This window comes from Achromobacter sp. ACM01 (genome assembly GCF_014851745.1).
In the GTDB taxonomy this organism is placed as follows: Bacteria; Pseudomonadota; Gammaproteobacteria; order Burkholderiales; family Burkholderiaceae_B; genus Achromobacter; species Achromobacter aegrifaciens.
The window spans coordinates 64,232-86,618 of record NZ_JACVAF010000008.1 but is presented as its reverse complement, the minus strand read 5'-3'; the positions used below and the strand labels follow the sequence as shown (position 1 = coordinate 86,618).

Sequence of the window (22,387 nt, the reverse complement as noted above, 5' to 3'; positions counted from 1 at the left end):
TGAAAGCGATGCTCACCAAAGAGGAACGCGGCGCTTGCGCCGCGTGCCGCTTAAGATTTCTGGCCTGCGGCCTTGTCCTGCTGCGCAGGCTCGGCCGGCTTGGCGCCAGGCTGCGGGGCGGATTCCGCGGGCTTGGCGCCCGGTTGCGCGGGCGCCTGGCCGCCCGGGGCGGGCGTGCCGTTCTTCCATTCGCTGGCCTGAACCGGAGCGCCCGGGCGAACCTTCTGGAATCCTTCCACCACGACCACGTCGCCGGCCTTCAGGCCGCTGGTGACGATCCAGTTGCTCTTGAGGGCGCCGCCGGTGGTGACCGGAATCTGCTCGATCTTGTTGTCCTTGACCAGCATCAGGCTTTGCAGGCCGTCCGCGGTACGCTGCAGCGCTTGCTGCGGCACCATCAGGGCCTTGTCGTCCACGCCCTGCTCGAGGCGCACGCGCACGTACATGCCGGGCAGCAGGATGCCATCGGGGTTGGGGACTTCGGCGCGCAGGTTCACCTGGCCCGTGGTCGGATCCACGGTGATGCCGGTGAACAGCAGCTTGCCCGGCTGGCCGTATTCGGAGCCGTCTTCCAGCACGATGGTGGCGCGCGCCGTATCCTTGCCGACCTGTTGCAGTTGGCCGCTGGCGAAGGCGCGGCGCAAGGATGCGAGTTCCGCGGTGGACTGGGTGAAGTCGACGTAGATCGGATCCAGCTGCTGCACCGTGGCCATCTGCGTGGCCGAAGTGGCCTCGACCAGCGCGCCTTCGGTGACCAGCGGCTTGCCGATGCGGCCGGTAATGGGCGAGGTGACGTCGGTGTAGCCGAGGTTGATGGCGGCATTGTCCTGCGCCGCCTTGGCGGCGGCGACGGAGGCGTCGGCCTGGCGGTACGAAGCCACGGCGTTGTCGTATTCCTGCTTGCTGACGGCGTTGGCCTTGACCAGCGGGGCGTAACGGTCGGCCAGCAGCTTGGCGCTGAACAGGTTGGCCTGCGCCTGCTTGAGCTGCGCCGTCGCCTGATCGTAGGCAGCCTTGTAGGGCGCCGGATCGATCTTGAAGAGCAGTTGGTTTTCCTTGACGTCGCCGCCTTGCTCGAAGGCGATCTTCTGGACGATGCCGGTGACCCGCGAACGGATCTGCGCATCCCGGACGGCGTCGACGCGGCCGGGCAATTCGGACACGATGGGCGCGCGCTGCGGCTGGATCGTAATGACGCTGACCTGGGGCATGCCTGGATTCATGTGCGGCTTTTCGCCGCAACCAGCCAATATCAGTGCGAGGACCCCGCCGGAAAAAGCCAGCCCTGAAACACGTTTAGGCGAAAACCGCATTGAAACCCCCGCGTAGCGTAATTAACCGTAATCGCGTCATGTAATCGCAGTATTTAAGCGCGACATTGGCCACGTTAAATAAGAAGCATGCGTCATCAAGGCACGTAATCAGCCCAGTAATGTAACTCAGTTATTGGGGAAATCACTGATTTTTAGTGCTTCAAATGCCACGCGCGCGGGGATTTCATACAACAGATCAGCTCTCGGAAAGCTCCCGCAACTTGCCCAGGAACACATAGCCCATGCCGTGCACGGTATGCAGCGGCAGCCTGGCGCCGGCCAGCAGGACCTTGCCGCGCAGGCGGCAGATCGCCACATTCAGTGTGCGCATGGTGGTGCGTTTGCGCACCGCCATAAATTCATCGCGCCGCAATTCCCTGGCGGGATTGCCCGCCAGGCAAAGCAGGCAGGTACGCTCCAGGGCTGTCAGGCCGATGCGGGCTCCATGGGGCGTAAGCAGTGTCCAGCCCTGGTAGACCAGGGACCACCAGCCGTCCATGGCGTAAGAAGTGTCGGCCGCGCGGGCGGGCGCGACCTGTGCAAGGCGAGCGGGGGCATTCACGACGGATCTCCACCAGGAAGGCCCGCGCCGCACGGGGTGGCGGCCGGTTCCCGGAACAAGGTTGCAATTGGCCCCGAAAGCCTACCGCTGGAACCCGTGGGCGTTGAAATTGCAAGGCATCTATAAGACCAATCCGGCAGGAAATCCGTCCGGACTTTGTCCAGATGTGCCGCACTCGCCCCCCCTGCCCGCCAGCTCAGGTGCGCTTGCCGTTGCGATGGATATCGTGAGTGACGAAACAACTGTCCTGGGTCGGACGGGCCAGGATCCCGGGCTTGGCGAGCGTCGCGCGGATGTCGGCCAGGCCCGACTCCCAGTGCTCGCGCATGGCCTCGGTGCCGAATTCGTAGTCCTTGGAAAAGCGCTCGCGGTGCTTGGACTCGTAGATGAGGTTGATGATGTTGGTGGCCGGCGTATGGGACAGCTTGCGGATCTCGGCGAACTCCGCCGCGTTGCGCTCGGCCGCCGGCAGCTTCGCCAGCAGGCGTTGCAGGCCGTGGCGCAGCTTGAGCACGCGCCGCAGCTGGTCCGTGACCAGGCGGGTGCGGCTGGAGTACTGGATATCCTTCTGGCGCTCGGCCACTTCCTCCAGGTTGCTCGGCAGACCGCCGCGCGCGGGCCACAGATCGACCTGGAACGCCAGCGTGTCCCGCATGCTGTCGGTGGTCAGCACTTGTGCCAGCGGCGTGTTGGACACGACGCCGCCGTCCCAATAGTGTTCGCCGTCGATCTCGACGGAAGGGAAGCCTGGCGGCAAGGCGCCCGAGGCCATGATGTGCTCGGGCCGCAGCGTGTCCTTCAGGCTGTCGAAGTAGGCGAAGTTGCCGGTCCGCACGTTGACCACGCCAAAGCTGGCGCGCACGGCCCCGCTATTGAGCAGGTCGAAGTCCACGAACTCCCGCAAGGTCGCAGCCAGCGGCGTGGTGTCGTAGAAGCTGGTGGACGCCGCGCCCCTGCCATGCACCAGGTAGGGCGGCGGAAAACGCGGTTTGAAGAAGCCTGGCTGGCCCGAGAACAAGGCCTGGAAGGCTGACACATGCCCGTTCATGACCGGCGAACCAAAGCCGAACGGCAAGCCTTCGAACATGGGACCGAGCGTCTCGCCCCAGGGTACCGAAGCGAAACCCGCAGGCCGGCAGATGGCTTCCCAGAAGCCGCGCAGGCGCTCCACGCGCTCGTCCTCGGGCGACCCCGCGATGATGGCCGCGTTGATCGACCCGATGGAAATGCCGGAAATCCAGTTGGGCCGGATACCCGCTTCGTGCAGCCCCTGGTACACCCCGGCCTGGTAGGCCCCCAGCGCCCCGCCGCCTTGCAGCACCAGGGCGACGACTTCATAGGGCGGCGTATCGCCGGTGTCTTGCTTCGGAGCCTTGCGGCGAGTACTCATGCGGCTTCCTCTAGGCAGGGCCGGCGGACCGCCCTACTTGCTTTTGTCCGGCAACTGCGGCGCAGCCACGCCGGCGCGGAACGGATACTTGGAGAAGATCTGCGCTACCACCTTGTCCGTGTTCTCGGGCGAGGCGCTGGCATCGGGCTGGACCTCGCCCACCGCCACGCCTTCCCACACCAGCTGCCTGCGGCGCGCGTCGACGAGGTCGATGTTCAAGGTGCCCTCAGTATATTGGTAGACGTCATCGCCCCAGCCGTAGCCGGGCCAGCCGCCATAGAAGCCGGCGCGATAGCCGTAGTACGGACCCATGGGCGGCGCGGCCGGAGTGACCTGCACCTTCTGCTGCAGCTTGGCGCTGAAGTTGACCAGCAGGTCGGGATTTGCTGCGCTATAGGTATAGCCGCGCATTTCCATCTGGCCGCGCGTGGCGTTCTTCAGGCGCTCGGTCAGCAAGGTGCTGTAGCCGGCCTTGTCGGTGCCCAACGGCGTCATGTACCCGAAGGTTCGGTACTGCGCGAAATTTGCCTGATGATCGTAGTCGCTCTTGACGTCAGGGCCAGTGGCGCAGGCCGCCAACAACGCCGTCATGGAACCCGCAGCCAGCAATTTGAACGCTTTCATGTCGTTTTCTCCGTGAGCCCGATGCCTGAACATAGTGCCGCGAAGCCTGCAAAATTTCAACAGAATCTCATTCGCATCGCGTCCGCCGTGAACCACGGGCACAGCCCCCGTCCATTACACTTTCAGCTATCCCATACCCTGACCACGGCACGACAAAGATGTTGGAACTCGACGGCTCGATTTGGTTTCGCTCCGGCGCCCAGACCTGGGGCGGAAAAAACCGCATAGACCTGCTGGCGCAGATCGACGCCACGGGATCCATCACGGCCGCCGCGCGCGCCGTGGGCATGAGCTACAAGGGCGCATGGGACGCCATCGACGCCATGAACAATCTGGCGGGCGAGCCTTTGGTGATCAGGGCCGCCGGCGGCAAGGGCGGCGGCGGCACGCGCCTGACGGACCGCGCGCGCGGCCTGATCGGCACCTTCCGCGCCCTGGAAGCCGAACACCGCAAGTTCATGGAAAACCTGACCCGCGCTGGCGTGAACGCCAGTGGCGACATCGATCTCATGAGGCGTTTCATGCTCAAGACCAGCGCACGCAACAAACTGCTAGGCACCGTCATCCAGATCCGCGCCGGCGCCGTCAATGACGAAATCGTGCTGCGCATCGCGGGGGGCCTGACCATCACGGCCACCATCACCCGTGAAAGCACGCAGGAATTGGGGCTGGCGACCGGCAAGGAAGCCATCGCGCTGATCAAGGCGTCGTCCGTCATCGTGGGCGCGCCCGGCCCCGGCCTGCGCCTGTCGGCGCGTAATCAGCTGCCGGGCAAGATCACGGCATTGCGCCCGGGCGCCGTCAATAGCGAGATCCTGATCGGACTGGACGGCGGCATGACGCTGGCGGCCATCGTCACCAATGAAAGCGCGCAGGACCTGGGATTGGACGCAGGCGCCGACGCGGTGGCGATCTTCAAGGCTTCCAGCGTGATTCTGGGCGTGCTGGACTGAGCCGATCAGACGCCCACGTCTTCATCGTGGCGTCGCACCCTGCCCTCGCGCACTTCGAACACCTCGTCGGCCAGCGCATCCACATCCGCCGGGTCGTGCGTGATCAGCAGCATCGGCACGTCCAGCTGGCGCTGCAAGGCATTCAGTTCCAGCCGCATCTTGCCGCGCAACTGCGAATCCAGCGCTGAAAAGGGCTCGTCCAGCAGCAGGATGTCGGGCCGCAGCATGAGGGCTCGAGCCAACGCCACCCGCTGCTTCTGGCCGCCGGATATCTCGCTGGGATAGCTGCCCACGATGGAACCCAGTTCGAACGCGTCCACCCAGCGCTGCGCCTCGGGCCCGACCTCGCGCCGGGGCGGGTTGCGCCAGCCGCGGCGCAGCCCGAAAGCGATGTTCTGCGCCACTGTCAGGTGGGGAAACAGGGCGTAGTCCTGGAACAGGTAGGCCACCCGGCGCGATTGCGCCGGCAGGTTGACGCCGGCGTCCGTGTCGAACAGCACGCGGCCGTTGATCTCGATGCGGCCCGCGTCAGGGCGCAGCAGGCCCGCCACCGCGCGCAGGGTCAGGCTCTTGCCCGCGCCCGAGGGGCCGAACAGCGCTATACGCTTGGCTGACGAATCGAATGCGACGTCCAGCGCGAAGCGCCGGTCGCCGGACACCATCTGCTTGCGCACCCGGATGCTGACGCTCATAGCGCGCTCCCGTTGCGCCGGCCGCTGCTGACGGGCACCAGCTTGCCGGCCAGCAGCAGGACCACCACGCAGGTCACCGAGGTGACCAGCACCAGCATGTTGGCCGTGGCGTCGTCGCCCGCCTGCACCGCCTCGTAGATGGCGACCGACAGAGTCTGTGTCCGTCCCGGCAGGTTGCCGGCGATCATCAGCGTGGCGCCGAATTCGCCCAGCGCCCGCGCGAAGGCCAGCAGCACCCCGGCGGCGATGCCGCGCGCGGCCAGCGGCAAGGTGACGCGGAAGAAGACCCCCGCTTCGCACACGCCCAACACGCGCGCCGCGCTTTCCAGTTGGCTATCAACGTTCTCGAAGGCGGCCCGGGCGGATTTGAACACCAGCGGAAAAGCCACCACCGAAGCCGCGATCACCGCGCCCTGCCAGGTGAAGACCAGTTCGATGCCCCAGCCCGCCAGCGTCTCGCCGATGATGCCGCGGCGCCCCAGGAGCACCAGCAGGTAGTAGCCGAGCACCGTGGGCGGCAACACCAGCGGCAAGGTCAACAGCGCGTCCAGCAGGTCGCGCCCCGGCCAGCGCCAGCGCGACAGGCCATAAGCCGCGGCGGTGCCCGCCACGGTCGCCAACAGCGTTGCCCAGCCCGCCACTTTCAGGGAAAGCAGCAGGGGCACCCAAACCGGATCACTCATCAATGCCTACGATTCAACGGATATCAGGGCTTCTGGAAGCCGTAGCGCGACAGTATCGCCTGACCTGCGGGAGACAGCACATAGGCAACGAAGCTTTCGGCTTCCTTGGCAGCGGCTTCACGGGTGGTGACGGCGATGGGATAGGTAACCGGCGTCTGCGAAGGCACGCGTACCGCGACCTTAACCTTGTCCGCCATGATGGCCGCGTCGGTCGCGAACACGAAGCCCGCATCGACCTCGCCGCGCGCCACGTAGTCCAGGCTCTGGCGGACGTTCTGGGCCAGCACGCTCTTGGCCTGCACCGCGCTCCAGAGGCCGGCCGTCTCCAGCGCGCCCTGCGTGTAGCGGCCCACCGGCACCGATGCCGGGTTGCCATAGGCGATGCGCTTGATGTCGTCGCGGGTCAGGTCCTTGAGCGCGGTGATGTTGGCCTTGCTGTCCGTCGGGACGATCAGCACCACCTGATTGGCGGCAAAGTCCACGCGGGAGGCCGGCTTGACGGCCTTTTCCTCGACCGCCTTGTCCATGGCCTTCTGGTCCGCCGAGGCGAACACATCGGCCGGCGCGCCCTTGACGATCTGCTGCAGCAGCACGTCGGACGCGCCGAAGTTCAGGATGACCTTCGTGCCGGCATGCTCTTTTTCGTAGCCTTGCGCGACCTCCTTGAAGGCGTTGGTCAGGCTGGCGGCGGCCGACACCACCAGGTCGCCGGCAGTGGCGTTGGCGCTCCATGCGGCGGCCAGCGCCAAGGACAGCGCCACGATCGGACGTTTGCGGAACATGTTCTTCTCCCGGGGAAATCGCTAAGTCGGTAACGAAATATATATAGGTATATAACGCTCGTCAATTTGGCTGTCCAAGGGAGCATTGAGCAATATCAAGGAGTGGCGGGCGCGGGCTTCAGCCGCGCGCCACCGTGGTCGCGTGCACCGCCTCGGGCGCCAGCCGCGCCTGCAGGTGCTCCAGCGCCAGCTCGGGCCGCGCCGCGCCGCACATGAAGATGTCCAGCGCCGCGAACGCATGCTCGGGCCAGGTGTGGATGCTGATGTGGGATTCGCTCAGCAGGACCACGCCGGTCACGCCCGCGCCCTCGCCGAAATGATGGAAGTGCGCGCTCAGCACGTGCGCGCCCGCCGCCTGCGCCGCGGCGATCAGGTCGCGTTCCAGCGCTTGCGCGTCGGTCAGGCGATCCGCCGGCACGCCGCGGAAATCCGCCAGCACGTGGCGGCCGGGTGTGGCGTGCGGGGTCACTTGTGGGACCCGCCCGAGGACCAGCCCGATCCGCCCGAAGAACTGCTGCCCCAGCTGCTGCTGGAGCCGCCGCTGGACATGCGCGCACCGGGGGTGTTGAAGCCGGTGGCGAAAATCACCACCACGATGGCGTAGACGGTGTAAAAGAGCTTGCCCATCCTGTTATTCGTCCTTGCCAGATAATTTGTCCGCCACCGCCGCCGGAATCCACAGGAACGCCGCGCCGATCAGGATCGGGACGATGCCGCCACTGAAAATGGTGTCGATATTCAGGAAGGCCAGCACGATCATGGCCGTCCAGGCGAACTTGCGATAGCCCCCGGGCTTGCCGCTGAGCGGCATGGCCTTCTGCTTGGCAAGTTCGGGATCGCCGAACCATTCAGCCAACTGCGCCGGCGCCACCGGCCCCGAGGCGGACCAGCCCAATTCGGACTCGCTCAGTTCGCGGGTCAGCTTGAGGTTGCCGGCCTTGTAATCCGTGATCTTGGTGCTGTCGCCGACCTTGACGCGCCAGTTGAAGGCGCCCAGGGCCAGTTCCACGCGCGAGGTGTAGTCGTACAGCTTCTGATAAAGCTTGGAGCGCCAGCGCACGCTGCTGGCGTTGTTGTGGCTGGGCCAGGTGTCGCATACCTGCACCCGCTCCCAGCCCTCGTCGGTTTCCACCAGCCAGATGAAACCCTTTGCGGGATTGAACAGCAGGTATTCGATCCAGTCGGACGGTTCCTCGGGATCCGGATCGGCGCACTTCATCAGGCCGATGAGCGTATAGGACGCGCCATCGATCTTGGCCACCGCGCCCAGCGACAAGGTGGTCTTGATGGCTTTGACCTTGCGGGCCTTTTCGATGACTTCGGCCGTGGGCCCCGAGCAGTCGACCGCGGCGGCGCACGAGGGGCAGACCACTTGCGTGGCCATCGCGGCCACGAAGCTTATCGGGCCGCCGCAGTTGGGGCAGTCCAGCGCCTTGATCTGGCCGCGGAAACGGCCGGCGGTCTCCTCGACCTGCTCGTTGGTCCGCAGCGATGCCGCCTGCATGGCGGACAGGTCGAATGCCTTGCCGATGTACAGCTCGGGCTCGGGCCCGTCGGAAAAGTCCAGCGTCAGGAACGCGTCCAGGCAGCGGTAGTCGGCCACCTTGGCCAACCAACCTTCGCCCGGCACGAAGGGCAACTCGCCTTGCGTGCCGCCCGCCTGGCAGGCGCGCACGTCGGCGGCCGTGAAGCGCTGGCCGTCCAGCTTCAGTTCATCGCCGGGCGCGATGTCGTCGAACGCCGGCATGCCCTGCGTAGACTTGACCTTGCGCCGCCGGGTCACGGCGTACTGGCCCGACGCGTCCGACAGCCAGCCGTCGGAACCGTCCTCGAACCACAGGTACCACTCGTTCCAGAAGCCGTCGTCGTAGCGCAGCTGGACGCGGCCGATCAGGTCGAAGCGCTTGCCTTCATAAGTGCCGGCCGCGCCCAGGCACAAGGGCGAGTAGTCCTCCAGGACCTCGGCCGCCTCGCCGATGCGCTTGACCGACTCGGCGTCCTTCAGCAAGGTGCTGCGGCAGGCGCCGCAGACCGCCATGACCGATGCCGCGGACGTGAACTTGACTGGGGCGCCGCACTGCGGACACAGAACCTGCTGCATGGAGCCTTAGCTGGTGAGTTTCTTCAGCACTTCGGCCTTGGCCGAATCGTAGTCCGCGGCCGTGATCAGGCCCTTGTCCAGCAGATCCTTGAGCTGCTGCAGCCGCTGCGCCGGATCTGCGCCCGCGGCGGCGGGCGCCTGCTGGGCGGGCTGCGGCGCGGCCTGCGGCTGCCCCTGGGCGCCTGCCAAGCCCGCGGCCATGGTCTGGCCCAGCGCCGCGCCGGCCGCCAGGCCCGCGCCGATGCCGGCGATGCCGCCTTCGTTCTGCGCGGCCATCGGTATGGCCGTGGCGGTCTGGTACTGGGTGAACTTGCCCAGGTCGCCGGCCATGCCCATGGAGATCCGCGTGTCCAGCGCCTTCTGCAGCTCTTCCGGCAGCGACACGTTCTCGACCGTGAAGTTGTCCAGCTTGACGCCGTAGCGGTCGAACACCGGCGCCAGCTGTTCAGCGATGCTTTGCGACATCAGCCCCTGGTTGCCGGCCATGTCCAGGAACGGCACCTTGGAGCCGCCCAGCGCCGTCGTCATCGCCGCGACCACCATGTTGCGCAGTTGCGCTTCCAGGTCGTCGACGGTGTATTCGTCGCGCGTGCCGCTGATCTCGCGGTAGAACTTGGCGGGATCGGAGATCTGATAGGAATACACGCCGAAAGCGCGCAGCCGCACCATGCCGAATTCGCTGTCGCGCAGCGTCACCGGCTGCGCCGTGCCCCAGCGCCGGCCCAGTTGCAGGCGCGTGCTGAAGAAGATCACATCCGACTTGAAGGGAGACTCGAACAGCTTGTCCCAGTTCTTCAGGTAGGTCAGGATCGGCAGCGTCTGCGTGGTCAGCTTGTACATGCCGGGGCCGAACACGTCGGCCACCTTGCCTTCGTTGACGAACACCGCCATCTGCGATTCGCGCACGGTCAGGCTGGCGCCGTACTGGATTTCGAAATCCTGCATGGGATGACGCCAGGCGAGCACGCCGTCGCGGTCCTCGTTCCATTGCAGGATGTCGATGAACTGTTTGCGGATGAATGAACCGAGACTCATGAGTCGTTCTCCTGTCAGATCGAGTGCGGCGCGCGGCCGCGTCAGGTCAGGCTGGCGGCGTTGACGATGCCCGCGGCGATGGAAATCGAGCCGATCAGCCCGCCCATGGCGATGTTGTTTTCTTCGATGGCCTCGTTCATGCCGCGCACGGTCTGGGATACGCCCACGTACACGACCAGCTGCACCAGCATGGCCACCAGGCCCCACAGCAGGAACATGGCATAGCTGGCATGGATCGCGATGCTGGAGCACAAGGTGAAGCTGAAGCCGACCAGCGCGCCGCCATACGACAGCGCGGCGGCGATATTGCCTTCGCGGATCAGCTCGAATTCCTTGTAGCGCGTGACGGCCGTGTAGACCACGGTGAAGACACCCAGCATGGCAAGCGCAGATGCCATGTAGATAAGATAGGTCACCACCGGATGCATTGCTTCTCCCATTGCCGCCCTCCTAATTGCGCGCAGTATATACGGCGCGTTCGATATACTGCGAACGCATTTTTCGTGTCGGACACCTCATGCGCGACCGCGTTCTCATCCTTTCGGTATTGATCGTCGCCTCCTGCGGTTTGGGCTATGAGCTCATCAGCAGCGCGCTGGCCAGCTATTTGCTGGGGGATTCGATACTGCAGTTCTCTTCCGTCATCGGCTGCTATCTCTTCGCCATGGGCATAGGTTCGTGGTTGTCAAAATATGTAAGAGACGAAGACGTTTTGAATCGCTTCATCGACGTGGAGCTGCTGGTCGCCCTGTTGGGCGGCGTCTCCGCCGCGGTGCTGTTCCTGGTCTTCGCCTGGCTTTCCACGCCCTTCCGCGCTGCCCTGTATGTCGGCGTCTTCGTCATCGGCCTGATGGTCGGGATGGAGATTCCGCTGGTGATGCGAGTGTTCAATCAGCGCAAGGCCGAGTTCCGCGAAATCGTCAGCCGCGTGCTGACCTTCGACTACCTGGGCGCGCTGGCCGTGTCGCTGGTGTTTCCCCTGCTGCTCGCACCCAAGCTCGGATTGCTGCGCACCAGTTTCCTGTTCGGCATCATGAACGCCAGCGTGGCGCTGTGGACCACCTGGCTGTTCCGCGCGGAACTGCGCAGGCCCGGCGAAAAAGCCATCCGTGCTGGGGTGGTGATCGGGTTCCTGGGGATGGGCTTCATCTATTCCGGCAGCATGACGGCCTGGGCCGAGAAAGGCCTGTACGGCGACGACGTGGTGCACGCGGAAACCACGCAGTACCAGCGCCTGGTGGTCACGCGCTGGCACGACGACCTGCGCCTGTACATCAACGGCAACCTGCAGTTCTCGTCGCGCGACGAGCACCGCTATCACGAAGCGCTGGTGCACCCCGGCCTGCAAGCCCTGCCCTGGGCGCGCAATGTGCTGGTGCTGGGCGGCGGCGACGGCCTGGCGGTGCGCGAAATCCTCAAGTACAAGAATATCGAACATGTGACGCTGGTGGATCTGGATCCGGCCATGACCGGCCTGTTCTCCCGCTCCGAACCGCTGGTCAAGCTGAACCAGGGGTCGCTGAAGGATCCCCGGGTCACGGTGATCAATGACGACGCCGGCCGCTGGCTGGAAACCCACGCCGAGGTCTATGACTACATCGTGGTGGATTTTCCGGACCCGTCCAACTTCGGCCTGGGCCGCCTCTACTCGGTACCGGTCTATCACCTGATGGCGCGCCACCTGGCCGAGAACGGCTATATGGTGGTGCAGTCCACCTCGCCCTACTTCGCGCCGCGCTCATTCTGGAGCGTGGACGCCACCTTGAAGGAAGCCGGCCTGAACACCTGGCCGTACCATACCTACGTGCCGTCCTTTGGCGACTGGGGCTTCATTCTGGCCAGCAAGCGCCGCGACTACGAGCCGCCCGCCGCGATTACCGTGCCCACGCGCTACCTGGACCCGGTCACGACGCGCGAACTGTTCCACTTCCCTGCCGACATGCCCGCGCTGGCGATGCCTCCGAACCGTCTGAACGAGCAATCGCTCGTGCGCTACTTCGACGAGGACTGGCGCAAGGTCATCCGCTGATGCGGCGGCGCAGCTTCCTCTTGGGCGCGGCCACGGCCGCCGTCGCCGGCACCGCCGGGTACTACCGTTCGCGCATCGTCGAGACCACGCCAGAAATCCATTACCCGGGCATGCAGGCAGGCCATGCCTTGCGCAACGCAGCGGCCTGGCCGCACCCCTCCGCCAGCCGCCAGCGCGACGTCGTGATCCTGGGCTCGGGCGTGGCAGGCCTGTCCTGCGCCTGGAAGCTGGCGCGCGAAGGGCACACGGATTTCCTGGTGGTGCAGGGCCCCGAACTCGAAGGCAACGCGGCCGCCGGCCAGCGCGACGGCCTGGACTACCCCTTGGGCGCGCACTACCTGCCGCTGCCCTCGATGGCCTCCACGCACATACGCGAAATGCTGGCCGATTTCGGCATCATCGAGCGCGGCGCAAGTACCCCCCGACCCTACTACGACGAGACCGCGCTGGTGCACTCGCCCCAGGAGCGTCTGCTGCGCGGCGGCCATTGGGAAGAGAACCTGCTGCCCATGAGCGGGCTGCCGGAAGCGGACCTGGCGCAGCACCGCAAATTTCTTGCGCTGATCGATCGTCTGCACACGCAGACCGGCAACGACGGCCGCAAGGTCTTCAGCATTCCGCTCACGCTGTCGTCGCAGGACCCGGCCTGGCGCGCGCTGGACGCGATTACGTTCAAGCAATGGCTGGACCGCGAGGGCTATACCTCGCCCGCGCTGCACTGGTACCTGAACTATTGCTGCCGCGACGACTACGGCGCACAGTACGACGCGATTTCGGCCTGGGCGGGCCTGCACTACTTCGCCAGCCGCGACGGCCATGCCGAAAATGCCGGCGAAGGCGCAGTGCTGACCTGGCCTGGAGGCCTGTCGACGTTGATGCAGCGCATGCGCGACGCCATCACGAACAAGCTCGGCAATGCCGACTGGCTGGCCGCCGGCACGGCGGTCCGGGTACAGGAGACGCCTGCCGGCGCGCTGGTCACCTGCCTCGCCTCGTCTTCCAGCGCCTACACGGTGCAGGCGCGCCGCGCCGTGTGCGCGATGCCCTTGTTCGTGGCCCAGCGCATCCTGCCCGACATCCGCTCCTATGGCTACGATCCGGCGGTGCACGCGCCGCCGCACGCGCCCTGGATGGTGTCGAACTTCGTCATGGAAGGCTACCCGGCCGAAGCCCCGGGCGAACCGCTGTCCTGGGACAACGTCGTCTACCAGGGCAAGGCGCTGGGCTATGTCGTCTCCACGCACCAGCTGCTGCGCGTGGCCCGCACGCCGCGCTGCGTCTTCACGGCGTATCACGCGCTCAGCGGGCGGACGCCCCGGGCCGCGCGCGAGTGGCTGACCCGCGCCAGTCCGGAAGAACTGCGGGCCGAGGCCGCGTCCGACCTGGTCGCGGCCTACGGCAAGGAGTTCTGGCGCCATGCGCGCCAGCTGGAAATCACGGTGCGCGGCCACGCCATGGCCTCGCCGCTATGCGGCTACCTGTCCAATCGGGGATTGGCCGCGCTGCGCGACGTGGACGGTCCGGTGCTGTTCGCGCACTCAGACCTTTCAGGCTATTCCGTATTCGAGGAGGCCTCGTGGTGGGGCGTGGCCGCGGCAGGACGCATCATGGGCCAGAAGCCGCCGCAGGCCTGAAGTTCGCGCACCGCATATTCTCCGGCCGCCTGCAATACAATTCCGCGAGCTTGCCGGGCATCACGGCACCTCCTGACCGGACTCAGATAAAAAGACATGGGAAAGCACGTCGTTGTCCTAGGCGCGGGTATCGTGGGCGTCTGCTGCGCCCTGGAACTGCAGCGCCGCGGCCTGTCCGTCACGCTGGTGGACCGGCAGGAGCCGGGCCTGGAAACCTCGCTGGGCAACGCCGGCGTGATCGCGCGCAGTTCGCTGATGCCGTTCAACCACCCCGGCTTGTGGCCGCAGTTGCCGCGGCTGCTGAAGAACGACACCGTGCAGTTCCGCTACAAGCTGAGCTATCTGGCGCGGAACCTGGGCTGGGCCGCCCGCTTCCTGCTCAACGCCCGGCCGGCGGTGTTCAGGCAGACCGTGGAGGCGCTGGATGGCCTGATCCGGCTTTCGGCGCCCGAGCATCTGCGGCTGCTGAACGAATCGGGCGCGGCGCACCGGCTGCGCGATACGGGTTGGGTTTTCCTGTACCGCTCGGAACAGGGCTGGAACAGCGGCGAACTGTCGCGCAAGACCTTTGCCCAGTACCAGGTGCCGACCCAGGTCTTGCAGCCCGCGGAACTCGCTGAGATCGAACCCGCGCTTGCGCCCATCTTCCACCGCGCCCTGTGGATCCAGGGCTCCTACTCTGTCGATGACCCGCACGAAGTGGTCGCGGCCTATGCCGCCCTGTTCCGGCGCTCGGGCGGCGCGTTCCAACGCCTGACCGCCAGCGCCATCCGCCGCGAGGGCCAGGGCTGGATCGTGCAAGGCGCGCAGGAGTCCGGGTCAGTAGCGGCGGATCGATTGGTGGTGGCGCTGGGTCCCTGGTCGAAGGGCCTGTTGAAAACGGCGGGCATAGACCTGCCCATGGCGTTCGAGCGCGGCTACCACATGCATTACAGCGGCGCAGACGGCGCCAGCCTGACACGCCCGGTCTACGACACCGGCGGCGGCTACGTGCTGTCGCCCATGGCACGCGGGCTGCGCCTGACCACGGGAGTGGAACTGGACGCCTGCGAAGCGCCCGCCCGGCCGCTGCAGCTGGACCTGGCGGAGGCGCGGGCCCGCGAGGCGTTTCCGCTGGACCGGCGGCTGGACGCCGAGGCGTGGCTGGGGCGGCGTCCGACGCTGCCCGACAGCCGGCCGATGATAGGCGAAGCGCCGCGCCATCCCGGCCTGTGGCTGGCGCTGGGCCACCAGCACATCGGCTTCAGCACCGCGCCCGGCACGGCCAGGATACTGGGAGAACTGATGTGTGATGGCGGCGCTGCCTCGCGCCACGAGGCCTTCCGGCCCGGTCGGTTCATCTAGTGCGGCAGGAAGCCGCCGGCTGTGGTTCACACAACCGGCGCCTGGCGCTTACCCCAGCAACAGGGCGTCGTCCGAGATCTTCTCGCCGCGCACGCGCTCGAACATGGCCAGCAGATCCGGCACGTCCATGCCGCGGCGCTCGTCGCCCGACACATCCAGCACCACCTGCCCTTGATGCAGCATGACGGTGCGGTCGCCCACGTCCAGCGCCTGGCGCATGCTGTGGGTCACCATCATCGTGGTGAGCTGGCTTTCGGCCACGATGCGCGCGGTCAGCTGCAGCACGAAGTCCGCCGTGCGCGGGTCCAGCGCCGCGGTGTGCTCGTCCAGCAGCAGGATGCGCGAGGGCTGCAAGGCCGCCATCAACAGGCTGACCGCCTGGCGCTGACCGCCAGACAGCAGGCCGATGCGGTCGGTCAGGCGGTTTTCCAGGCCCAGGCCCAGCGTGGCCAGGCGCTCGCGAAAGCCCTCCTTCATGGAGGCCTTGACCGCGCGGCTGTAGCCGCGGCGCGCGCCGCGCATCTGCGCCAGCGCCATGTTCTCTTCGATGGTCAGGTCTTCGCAGGTGCCGGCCATGGGGTCCTGGAACACGCGGGCCACACGGCCCGCCCGCGCCCACACCGGCTGGCGCGTGACGTCGACGCCATTGATGTCGATGCGGCCGGAGTCGACCGGCAGGTCGCCCGACACTGCATTCAGGAAGGTGGACTTGCCGGCGCCATTGGAGCCGATGACGGTCACGAACTGGCCCGAGGGGATCTCCAGCGACAGGCCGCGCAAGGCGCGGGTTTCGATGGGCGTACCCGCGTTGAACGTGATTTTGAGGTCTTTTGCGGACAACATATTTCAGTACTCCATTGTGCAATCGCAGCACACAGGCCACATCAATTCCATACAGCCCGATCGGGGCCGCCGCGGAGCCGGCTTTGCCGGTCCGCGCGCGGCGCCCCCTTGAGGGGGAAGCGCCGCAGGCGCTTCGGGGGTGGGCCTCATCCTTTCTTGCCGACCAGGCGGCGCTTGAGCATGGGAATGACCAGGGCAAACGTGACCAGCACCGCAGTGACGAGGTTCAGGTCTTGCGCCTTCAGGCCGATGAAATCGCTGTTCAGCGCCAGGGCGATGAAGAAGCGGTAGACAATGGCGCCGATGATGACGGCCAGCGTGGCCAGCACCAGCTTGCGCGACGGCAGGATGCTTTCGCCCACGATCACCGCGGCCAGGCCGATCACGATGGTGCCGATGCCCATCGAAATGTCCGAACCGCCCTGGGTCTGCGCGAACAGCGCGCCCGCCAGCGCGACCAGCGCGTTGGACAGCGCCATGCCGCCCAGAATCATGCGGCCGGTGTTGACGCCCTGGGCGCGGGCCATGCGGCCGTTGGAACCGGTGGCGCGCACCGCCAGGCCGGTCTGCGTGGCGAAGAACCAGTCCAGCGCCAGTTTGGCCAGGATCACGATCACGATCAGGATCAACGGGCGGGCGACGTAGTCCGACAACCACTCAGGCTGCAGGATGGTGAATACGGTGGGTTCGGTGATCAGCGGGACATTGGGCTTGCCCATGATGCGCAGGTTGACCGAGTACAACGCGATCATCATCAGGATGCTGGCCAGCAGATCCATGATCTTGAGCTTGACGTTCAACCAGCCCGTGACCAGCCCGGCTGCGGCGCCAGCGATGGTGGCGATGACGGTAGCCATGAACGGGTCGGTGCCCGAGGCGATCAGCGTGGCACAGACCGCGCCGCCCAACGGGAAGCTGCCGTCAACGGTCAGGTCCGGGAAGCGCAACAGGCGAAACGAGATATACACGCCCAGAGCCACCAGGCTGAAGATCAGGCCGATCTCCAACGCACCTAACAACGAGAACAATGACATGGGTCAAATCCAATCAGTAAGAAGCGGGCATATTAAAAACTTGCACGAAGGCAAGAAACGAGCATATTAAAGAGTTGCCGCGTCGGATATCTTGCGTTTCGGGGTCAGTTTTACCCCAGCTTTCGCAAGAAACGTTTCCCTGCGAGGGATTTTCTCCGGTTTCCTGCCAAAGCCTTCCCGTGCCGGACGGCCGGGCCGCCAGCATGAGTCTGCAGGACCATTCAGGGAGCAAAAACGCCGGGCGGGCACAACGCCGTAAGGCGGGCCGCCGGCCATTCAAGACCAGCACATTGCGCCGGGCCGCGAGCATCTTGTGAATGCTGCCGCCCTGAAGACCATGGGGTAAGGCAAGACACCAGAACATAAAACAAGCCCCGCTCACGCCGGGTAGGCATGGCGGGGCGGGTACGGCTGATTATTACTTCACAACCACCGCGGCCGACTTGATGATCGCATCGGACAGGGTCACGCCCTGCTTGGCGGCAGCGCCCGGGTTCACGTAGAGCTCGAGCTTGGAGATGGTTTCCGAGGGAATGGCGCCGGGCTTCTCGCCCTTCAGGATGCGCACCACCACCTTGCCCGTCTGCACGCCCAGGTCGCGGTAGTTGATGCCCAGGGCGGCGATGCCGCCGCGCTTGACGCTGTCGGTGTCGGAAGCGATGAGGGGGATCTTGGCGTCGTTGCCGACCTTGACCAGCGACTCATAGGCCGACACGACGTTGTTGTCGGTGTTGGTGTAGATGACGTCGACCTTGCCGATCAGGCTGCGGGCGGCGGAAGCCACGTCCACCGAGCGCGGCGCTGCCGCTTCGACCAGGCTCATGCCAGACTTCGGCAGGATTTCCTGCAGCTTCTTCACGACCACGACCGAGTTGGCCTCGCCCGGGTTGTAGACGATGCCCACGCGCTTGGCGTTAGGGACGATTTTCTTGATCAGTTCGACCTGCTTGTCCAGGGCCAGCAGATCCGACACGCCGGTCACGTTCGTGCCCGAGGCGTCCATGCTGGCGACCAGTTGGGCAGCGACCGGATCGGTCACGGCGGAATACACCACCGGCACGTCCTTGGTAGCGGCGACGACGGCCTGTGCCGACGGCGTGGCGATCGCGACGATGGCGTCGGGCTTGTCGCCGACGAACTTGCGCGCGATCTGGGCGGCGGTGCCGTTGTTGCCCTGGGCGCTCTGGTATTGCCACTTCAGGTTCTTGCCCGGCTCGTAGCCGGCCTGCTTGAGGGCATCCTGCACCCCGTCACGCACGGCGTCCAGCGCCGGATGCTCGACGATGGCGGTGACCGCCACGGATTTCTGCTGCGCGGACACAGGCGCGGCGATAGCCATCGCCAGCGCCATGGCGCCAACCGTCAGAAAATGTTTTTTTCCGATCAGCATAGATAAGCTCCTTGAACCCTTGTTTTTGCTCATTATTACGGCGCCGCTGGCGGCTCCCCGCCGGCCGGACTAGCCATAAAGCCGTATAGTCTAACTTGCCGCCCACCCAAAGCGTTTCGGGGGAATCCCTGAAATGGTGCATGCCGCAACAGCATGCCCCGCAGCGGGGCGCAGCGGCGTCAATATACTGAAAAGCCCGGAATCGCAGCGGCCGGATCCGCAGAAACCGGACTTCTTTCACGCCGCCAACCGCAGCATCCAGAGGCCTCACCATGATCAAACGCGCATTGGGCCGTTCCGGCCTGCAGATTCCTCCCCTCACCTTCGGCGGCAACGTCTTCGGCTGGACCGTGGACGAAGCCGGCACGTACTCGCTGCTGGACGCGCTGGTGGACGCCGGCCTGAACTTCATCGACACGGCGGACGTGTATTCGCGCTGGGTTCCGGGCAATCAGGGCGGCGAATCCGAGACCCTGATCGGCAAATGGCTGAAGCGCTCCGGCAAGCGCGACCGCGTGCTGATCGCCACCAAGGTCGGCATGGAAATGGGACCCGACGCCAAGGGCCTGGCGCCCGCCTACATCCGCCGTTCGCTGGAAGCCTCGCTGGCCCGGCTGCAGACGGACCACATCGACCTCTACCAGTCGCACCAGGACGACCCCGACACGCCGCTGACCGACACCCTGGCCGAATACGCCAAGCACATCGAGTCCGGCAAGGTGCGCGCCATCGGCGCCTCCAACTACACCGCGGTGCGGCTGTCCGAAGCGCTGATCGCGAGCGAACGGCACAGCCTGCCGCGCTACGAGAGCATCCAACCGGAATACAACCTGTACCGCCGCGAACCCTTCGAGTCCGGGTTGCAAAGCCTGGTGAAGACGCAGCAGATGGGCACGATCAACTATTACGCCCTGGCCAGCGGATTCCTCAGCGGCAAGTACCGCAGCCCCGCGGACGCGGGCAAGAGCCCGCGCGGACGCAAGATCGTCGACACCTATCTCAACGACCGCGGCTACCGGATCCTGAAAGCGCTGGACGAAGTGTCCGAGGACGCCAACTGCACGCCCGCCCAGGCCGCGCTGGCCTGGCAGATCGCGCAACCCGGCATCACCTCGCCCATCGTCAGCGCGACCTCGCTCGAGCAACTGGACGAACTGGTCAAGGCGGCCAGCCTGGCGCTGACGCATGATCAGTTGGCCAAGCTGAGCCAGGCGAGTGAATGGCGGTGAGGGAGGGCGCGCGCCACGTGGCGCACGCCTGACTCGCGGCCATCAATCCAGCTTCACCCCCGAGTCCTTCACCACCTTGGCCCAACGCCCAACCTCGCTATCGACGAACTTGCCGAACTCGGCGCCGGTCAGGGTGGGCACGGCCGAGCCGTTGCCGGCCCAGGTTTCCTTGATCTTCGGCGCATTCAGGGCCTTGGTGATCTCGGCGCTCATCCGATCCACCGCTTCCTTGGGCGTGCCAGCGGGCGCCCAGATCGCGTACCAGGTCGACACCACGTAGTTCGGCACGCCGGCCTCGGCGGTGGTGGGCACGTCGGGCAGCGATTGCGAGCGTTCGGTGGCAGCCACGGCCAGGGGCTTGATCGTGCCGGAGCGTATATGGCCGGCGGACGAACCCAGGCCGTCGAACGCCAGGTCCACCTGTCCGCCGATCAGGGCCGACAGCATGGGCCCGGCGCCCTGGTAGGGCACGTCCACCAATTTGATGCCGGTCTGCATGGCGAACAGCTCGCCGGCCAGGTGATGCGTGCTGCCCTTGCCGGCAGTGCCGAAGTTGATTTCTCCGGGACGCTTCTTGGCGTAGTCGATCAATTCCTGCACCGTCTTCACCGGCAGCTTGGACGGATTGATGACGATGACCTGCGGCGGCTGGGCGACCAGCGCGACCGGCACGAAGTCCTTCTGGATGTCGTAGTTCAGGTTCTTGTACAGCGAGGGGGCCAGCGCATGGTGCGCGCCGCCCATGAAGAAGGTGTAGCCGTCAGGCCTGGCCTTGGCCGCGACGCCCGCGCCCACGGTTCCGCCCGCCCCGCCCTTGTTGTCGATGACCACGGGCTGGCCCAGCTGCGTGGTCAGTTGCTGGGCCAGCGGACGGGCAAAGGTGTCCGTGCCGCCGCCTGCGGGGAACGGGACGATCAGCGTGATCGGGCGTTCGGGCCATTGTGCGGCGGCGACGCCGCCAAAGCCCAGGGCGGCCACGGCGAATACGGCCGCGGCGGTGGTGCGATATTTCATATTGTCTCCTCTTGCTGCAGCATGGGGACGGCGCGGTTATGTGCGTCTCGTCTCTTGAAGTTTTTGTATGGAATGGGCTGCTGGGACTTGCGGTTTTTTTGGGGGCGAGCGCTCCTGAAAGATGGCCTGCGCATCACACGCCGGGCCTGAAGAAAACCCGCTCCCCAGATCGGGGAGCGGTCGGCAAGTACGTCAGAGCGCCTTGTAGGTTTCGCGCAGCACGTTCTTCTGCACCTTGCCCATGGTGTTGCGCGGCAGTTCGCCAATGATGTGCACGCGCTTGGGTACCTTGAAATTGGCGATGCGCGATTTCAGCTCGGCCTGCATCGCGTCCGCGTCCAGCGCCGCGCCTTCCTTGGGCACCACCACGGCCACCACGGCCTCGCCGAAGTCTGCGTGCGGCACGCCGATGACCGCCGATTCGGCCACGCCGGGCATGTCGTCGATCAGCGTTTCGATCTCCTTGGGGTACACGTTGAAGCCGCCGGAAATGATCAGGTCCTTGCTGCGGCCCACGATGGACAGGTAGTCGGCGGGCACGTCGCGTCCCGCGGACTCGCCGCCCCAGCGGCCCACGTCGCCCGTCTTGAACCAGCCGTCGGCGGTGAATTCCTCGGCGGTCTTTTCCGGCATGCGCCAGTAGCCCGAGAACACGTTCGGCCCGCGCACCTGCACGTTGCCGATCTCGCCCGGCGCCAGCGCGATGCCGGCATCGTCGACCACGCGCACCTGCACTTGCGGCAGAGCGCGGCCCACGGTACCCGCCAGGCGTTCGCCCAGCTTGGCGTCATAGGGATTGGAGGTAAGCATGACCGTCTCGCTCATGCCATAGCGTTCCAGGATGGCGTGGCCGCTGCGTTTCTGGAAGTCCGAGAAGGTCTCTGCCAGCAAGGGCGCCGAGCCCGAGATGAAGAGGCGCATGTTGGCGCAGACGCTGCGGTCAAAGCGCGGGTCGGCCAGCAGACGCACGTAGTACGTTGGCACGCCCATCATCACGGTGCTCTGCGGCAGGTAGTGCAAGGCCTGGTCGACGTCGAGCTTGGGCAGCCAGATCATCCTGGCCCCTGCCAGCAAGGCGCCATGCGAGGCCACGAACAGGCCGTGCACATGGAAGATCGGCAGCATGTGCAGCAGCACGTCGTCCGGGCGCCAACCCCAATAGTCGTGCAGCACGCGGGCGTTGGCGGCGAGGTTGCCGTGCGACAGCATCGCGCCCTTGCTGCGCCCGGTGGTGCCGGACGTGTACAGGATGGCGGCCAGATCGTCGGGCTTGCGCGCGACGGTCTTGAAAGTCTGCGGCAGGCCGCCCGCGGCATCCAGCAGCGTGCCGCTGCGGTCTTCATTCAGCGTGTACACGTGCGCGGTGCCCGCCTTGTCTGCCGCGCGCTGCACCCAGTCCAGGTTCTTGCTGGCGCAGACCACCACGGCCGGCTCGGCATTACCCAGGAAGTACTCGATTTCCGATTCGCGGTAGGCGGTATTCAGCGGAAGGTAGACCAGGCCGGCACGCAAGGTGGCCAGGTACAGCAGCAGCGCTTCGGGCGACTTTTCGACCTGCACCGCCACGCGCGAACCGGCCGGCAGATCCAGCGAGGTCAGCAGATTGGCCAGGCACGCGGTGGCGCGATCGATGTCGTCCCAGGTGTATTGCAAGTCGGGCGTTTCCAGCGCGACTTTGCTGCGGTCTTTGGGAAAGCCGCCTTGCAGGACAGCATATAGATTAGCGTTGGTCACC

The 22,387-nt window shown here is 65.9% G+C and carries 22 protein-coding genes; 5 read left to right on the top strand and 17 right to left on the bottom strand.

What is annotated here, in order from left to right:
* Positions 1 to 50: 50 nt before the first annotated feature.
* From IB268_RS27850 to IB268_RS27835, 4 genes are all read right to left on the bottom strand, one after another.
* Positions 51 to 1,313: an efflux RND transporter periplasmic adaptor subunit gene (locus IB268_RS27850; protein WP_054452892.1), complete on the bottom strand. Its 1,263-nt coding sequence runs from the start codon at positions 1,311 to 1,313 to the stop codon at positions 51 to 53.
* A 196-nt stretch (positions 1,314 to 1,509) separates the two neighbouring features.
* The gene (locus IB268_RS27845; RefSeq protein ID WP_054452894.1) at positions 1,510 to 1,875 is read right to left on the bottom strand and encodes a winged helix-turn-helix domain-containing protein; all 366 of its coding nucleotides are present in this window, start codon (positions 1,873 to 1,875) and stop codon (positions 1,510 to 1,512) included.
* Positions 1,876 to 2,071: 196 nt separating this feature from the next.
* Entirely contained in the window at positions 2,072 to 3,265 is a 1,194-nt protein-coding gene (locus IB268_RS27840) for a patatin-like phospholipase family protein (protein WP_054452896.1), read from the bottom strand.
* Between the two features lie 33 nt (positions 3,266 to 3,298).
* Entirely contained in the window at positions 3,299 to 3,889 is a 591-nt protein-coding gene (locus tag IB268_RS27835; RefSeq protein ID WP_054452898.1) for a DUF4136 domain-containing protein, read from the bottom strand.
* Between the two features lie 158 nt (positions 3,890 to 4,047).
* Here IB268_RS27835 and IB268_RS27830 point away from each other — a divergent pair, with 158 nt between their 5' ends.
* Complete coding sequence (locus IB268_RS27830) at positions 4,048 to 4,842, top strand: TOBE domain-containing protein (RefSeq protein WP_054452900.1); 795 nt, start codon at positions 4,048 to 4,050, stop codon at positions 4,840 to 4,842.
* Between the two features lie 5 nt (positions 4,843 to 4,847).
* Here IB268_RS27830 and IB268_RS27825 read toward each other — a convergent pair whose 3' ends face one another.
* From IB268_RS27825 to IB268_RS27790, 8 genes are all read right to left on the bottom strand, one after another.
* A complete protein-coding gene (locus IB268_RS27825) occupies positions 4,848 to 5,534 on the bottom strand; it encodes an ATP-binding cassette domain-containing protein (protein ID WP_192355148.1) in 687 nt (228 codons plus the stop codon).
* Positions 5,531 to 6,217, bottom strand: coding sequence for a molybdate ABC transporter permease subunit (gene modB, locus IB268_RS27820; protein WP_054452904.1), 687 nt, complete (start codon positions 6,215 to 6,217; stop codon positions 5,531 to 5,533). The genes IB268_RS27825 and modB overlap by 4 nt, the downstream gene beginning before the upstream one ends.
* A gap of 23 nt (positions 6,218 to 6,240) precedes the next feature.
* On the bottom strand, positions 6,241 to 6,999 hold the full coding sequence (gene modA, locus IB268_RS27815; RefSeq protein ID WP_054452906.1) for a molybdate ABC transporter substrate-binding protein: 759 nt from the start codon (positions 6,997 to 6,999) through the stop codon (positions 6,241 to 6,243).
* Positions 7,000 to 7,117: 118 nt separating this feature from the next.
* Entirely contained in the window at positions 7,118 to 7,468 is a 351-nt protein-coding gene (speD, locus tag IB268_RS27810; RefSeq protein ID WP_054452908.1) for an adenosylmethionine decarboxylase, read from the bottom strand.
* Positions 7,465 to 7,626 carry a hypothetical protein gene (locus IB268_RS27805; protein ID WP_175163941.1) on the bottom strand — a complete coding sequence of 54 codons (162 nt, stop codon included), beginning with the start codon at positions 7,624 to 7,626 and terminating at the stop codon, positions 7,465 to 7,467. The genes speD and IB268_RS27805 overlap by 4 nt, the downstream gene beginning before the upstream one ends.
* Positions 7,627 to 7,630: 4 nt before the next feature.
* Positions 7,631 to 9,100, bottom strand: a complete 1,470-nt coding sequence (locus IB268_RS27800) for a DUF4178 domain-containing protein (RefSeq protein WP_119449992.1) — start codon at positions 9,098 to 9,100, stop codon at positions 7,631 to 7,633.
* A 6-nt stretch (positions 9,101 to 9,106) separates the two neighbouring features.
* Positions 9,107 to 10,135: an SPFH domain-containing protein gene (locus IB268_RS27795; RefSeq protein ID WP_054452912.1), complete on the bottom strand. Its 1,029-nt coding sequence runs from the start codon at positions 10,133 to 10,135 to the stop codon at positions 9,107 to 9,109.
* A gap of 41 nt (positions 10,136 to 10,176) precedes the next feature.
* The gene (locus IB268_RS27790; protein ID WP_192355177.1) at positions 10,177 to 10,563 is read right to left on the bottom strand and encodes a DUF350 domain-containing protein; all 387 of its coding nucleotides are present in this window, start codon (positions 10,561 to 10,563) and stop codon (positions 10,177 to 10,179) included.
* Positions 10,564 to 10,652: 89 nt separating this feature from the next.
* Between IB268_RS27790 and IB268_RS27785 the strand changes: the two genes are divergently transcribed.
* The 3 genes from IB268_RS27785 (at position 10,653) to IB268_RS27775 (ending at position 15,142) form a co-directional block, all read left to right on the top strand.
* Positions 10,653 to 12,164, top strand: coding sequence for a polyamine aminopropyltransferase (locus IB268_RS27785; RefSeq protein ID WP_192355147.1), 1,512 nt, complete (start codon positions 10,653 to 10,655; stop codon positions 12,162 to 12,164).
* The gene (locus IB268_RS27780; protein ID WP_192355146.1) at positions 12,164 to 13,798 is read left to right on the top strand and encodes an NAD(P)/FAD-dependent oxidoreductase; all 1,635 of its coding nucleotides are present in this window, start codon (positions 12,164 to 12,166) and stop codon (positions 13,796 to 13,798) included. The genes IB268_RS27785 and IB268_RS27780 overlap by 1 nt, the downstream gene beginning before the upstream one ends.
* Before the next feature lie 96 nt (positions 13,799 to 13,894).
* Positions 13,895 to 15,142 carry an FAD-binding oxidoreductase gene (locus tag IB268_RS27775; protein ID WP_119449994.1) on the top strand — a complete coding sequence of 416 codons (1,248 nt, stop codon included), beginning with the start codon at positions 13,895 to 13,897 and terminating at the stop codon, positions 15,140 to 15,142.
* Between the two features lie 48 nt (positions 15,143 to 15,190).
* On the opposite strand, the gene IB268_RS27770 is transcribed toward IB268_RS27775, so the two are convergent.
* From IB268_RS27770 to IB268_RS27760, 3 genes are all read right to left on the bottom strand, one after another.
* A complete protein-coding gene (locus IB268_RS27770) occupies positions 15,191 to 15,985 on the bottom strand; it encodes an ABC transporter ATP-binding protein (RefSeq protein ID WP_013395026.1) in 795 nt (264 codons plus the stop codon).
* Positions 15,986 to 16,131: 146 nt separating this feature from the next.
* On the bottom strand, positions 16,132 to 17,019 hold the full coding sequence (locus tag IB268_RS27765) for an ABC transporter permease (protein ID WP_054452922.1): 888 nt from the start codon (positions 17,017 to 17,019) through the stop codon (positions 16,132 to 16,134).
* 418 nt (positions 17,020 to 17,437) lie between these two features.
* On the bottom strand, positions 17,438 to 18,409 hold the full coding sequence (locus tag IB268_RS27760; protein ID WP_054452924.1) for an ABC transporter substrate-binding protein: 972 nt from the start codon (positions 18,407 to 18,409) through the stop codon (positions 17,438 to 17,440).
* 272 nt (positions 18,410 to 18,681) lie between these two features.
* Here IB268_RS27760 and IB268_RS27755 point away from each other — a divergent pair, with 272 nt between their 5' ends.
* Positions 18,682 to 19,638: an aldo/keto reductase gene (locus tag IB268_RS27755; RefSeq protein ID WP_054452926.1), complete on the top strand. Its 957-nt coding sequence runs from the start codon at positions 18,682 to 18,684 to the stop codon at positions 19,636 to 19,638.
* Positions 19,639 to 19,680: 42 nt separating this feature from the next.
* On the opposite strand, the gene IB268_RS27750 is transcribed toward IB268_RS27755, so the two are convergent.
* Both IB268_RS27750 and IB268_RS27745 read right to left on the bottom strand, forming a co-directional pair.
* Entirely contained in the window at positions 19,681 to 20,652 is a 972-nt protein-coding gene (locus IB268_RS27750) for a tripartite tricarboxylate transporter substrate binding protein (RefSeq protein ID WP_192355145.1), read from the bottom strand.
* Positions 20,653 to 20,844: 192 nt separating this feature from the next.
* Positions 20,845 to 22,386 (bottom strand): malonyl-CoA synthase, encoded by a 1,542-nt coding sequence (locus IB268_RS27745; RefSeq protein ID WP_192355144.1) that lies wholly within the window; start codon positions 22,384 to 22,386, stop codon positions 20,845 to 20,847.
* Position 22,387: the final 1 nt, after the last annotated feature.

Excerpts from the sequence above, each read along its gene's own strand:
- IB268_RS27760 (WP_054452924.1), bottom strand. The coding sequence starts at position 18,409 with ATGCTGATCGGAAAAAAACATTTTCTGACGGTTGGCGCCATGGCGCTG.
- IB268_RS27770 (WP_013395026.1), bottom strand. The coding sequence starts at position 15,985 with ATGTTGTCCGCAAAAGACCTCAAAATCACGTTCAACGCGGGTACGCCC.
- modA (WP_054452906.1), bottom strand. The coding sequence starts at position 6,999 with ATGTTCCGCAAACGTCCGATCGTGGCGCTGTCCTTGGCGCTGGCCGCC.
- IB268_RS27775 (WP_119449994.1), top strand. The coding sequence starts at position 13,895 with ATGGGAAAGCACGTCGTTGTCCTAGGCGCGGGTATCGTGGGCGTCTGC.
- IB268_RS27765 (WP_054452922.1), bottom strand. The coding sequence starts at position 17,019 with ATGTCATTGTTCTCGTTGTTAGGTGCGTTGGAGATCGGCCTGATCTTC.
- IB268_RS27840 (WP_054452896.1), bottom strand. The coding sequence starts at position 3,265 with ATGAGTACTCGCCGCAAGGCTCCGAAGCAAGACACCGGCGATACGCCG.
- IB268_RS27785 (WP_192355147.1), top strand. The coding sequence starts at position 10,653 with ATGCGCGACCGCGTTCTCATCCTTTCGGTATTGATCGTCGCCTCCTGC.
- IB268_RS27805 (WP_175163941.1), bottom strand. The coding sequence starts at position 7,626 with ATGGGCAAGCTCTTTTACACCGTCTACGCCATCGTGGTGGTGATTTTC.
- IB268_RS27800 (WP_119449992.1), bottom strand. The coding sequence starts at position 9,100 with ATGCAGCAGGTTCTGTGTCCGCAGTGCGGCGCCCCAGTCAAGTTCACG.
- IB268_RS27850 (WP_054452892.1), bottom strand. The coding sequence starts at position 1,313 with ATGCGGTTTTCGCCTAAACGTGTTTCAGGGCTGGCTTTTTCCGGCGGG.
- IB268_RS27795 (WP_054452912.1), bottom strand. The coding sequence starts at position 10,135 with ATGAGTCTCGGTTCATTCATCCGCAAACAGTTCATCGACATCCTGCAA.
- IB268_RS27830 (WP_054452900.1), top strand. The coding sequence starts at position 4,048 with ATGTTGGAACTCGACGGCTCGATTTGGTTTCGCTCCGGCGCCCAGACC.
- IB268_RS27780 (WP_192355146.1), top strand. The coding sequence starts at position 12,164 with ATGCGGCGGCGCAGCTTCCTCTTGGGCGCGGCCACGGCCGCCGTCGCC.
- modB (WP_054452904.1), bottom strand. The coding sequence starts at position 6,217 with ATGAGTGATCCGGTTTGGGTGCCCCTGCTGCTTTCCCTGAAAGTGGCG.
- IB268_RS27755 (WP_054452926.1), top strand. The coding sequence starts at position 18,682 with ATGATCAAACGCGCATTGGGCCGTTCCGGCCTGCAGATTCCTCCCCTC.
- IB268_RS27835 (WP_054452898.1), bottom strand. The coding sequence starts at position 3,889 with ATGAAAGCGTTCAAATTGCTGGCTGCGGGTTCCATGACGGCGTTGTTG.
- IB268_RS27790 (WP_192355177.1), bottom strand. The coding sequence starts at position 10,563 with ATGCATCCGGTGGTGACCTATCTTATCTACATGGCATCTGCGCTTGCC.
- IB268_RS27750 (WP_192355145.1), bottom strand. The coding sequence starts at position 20,652 with ATGAAATATCGCACCACCGCCGCGGCCGTATTCGCCGTGGCCGCCCTG.
- IB268_RS27825 (WP_192355148.1), bottom strand. The coding sequence starts at position 5,534 with ATGAGCGTCAGCATCCGGGTGCGCAAGCAGATGGTGTCCGGCGACCGG.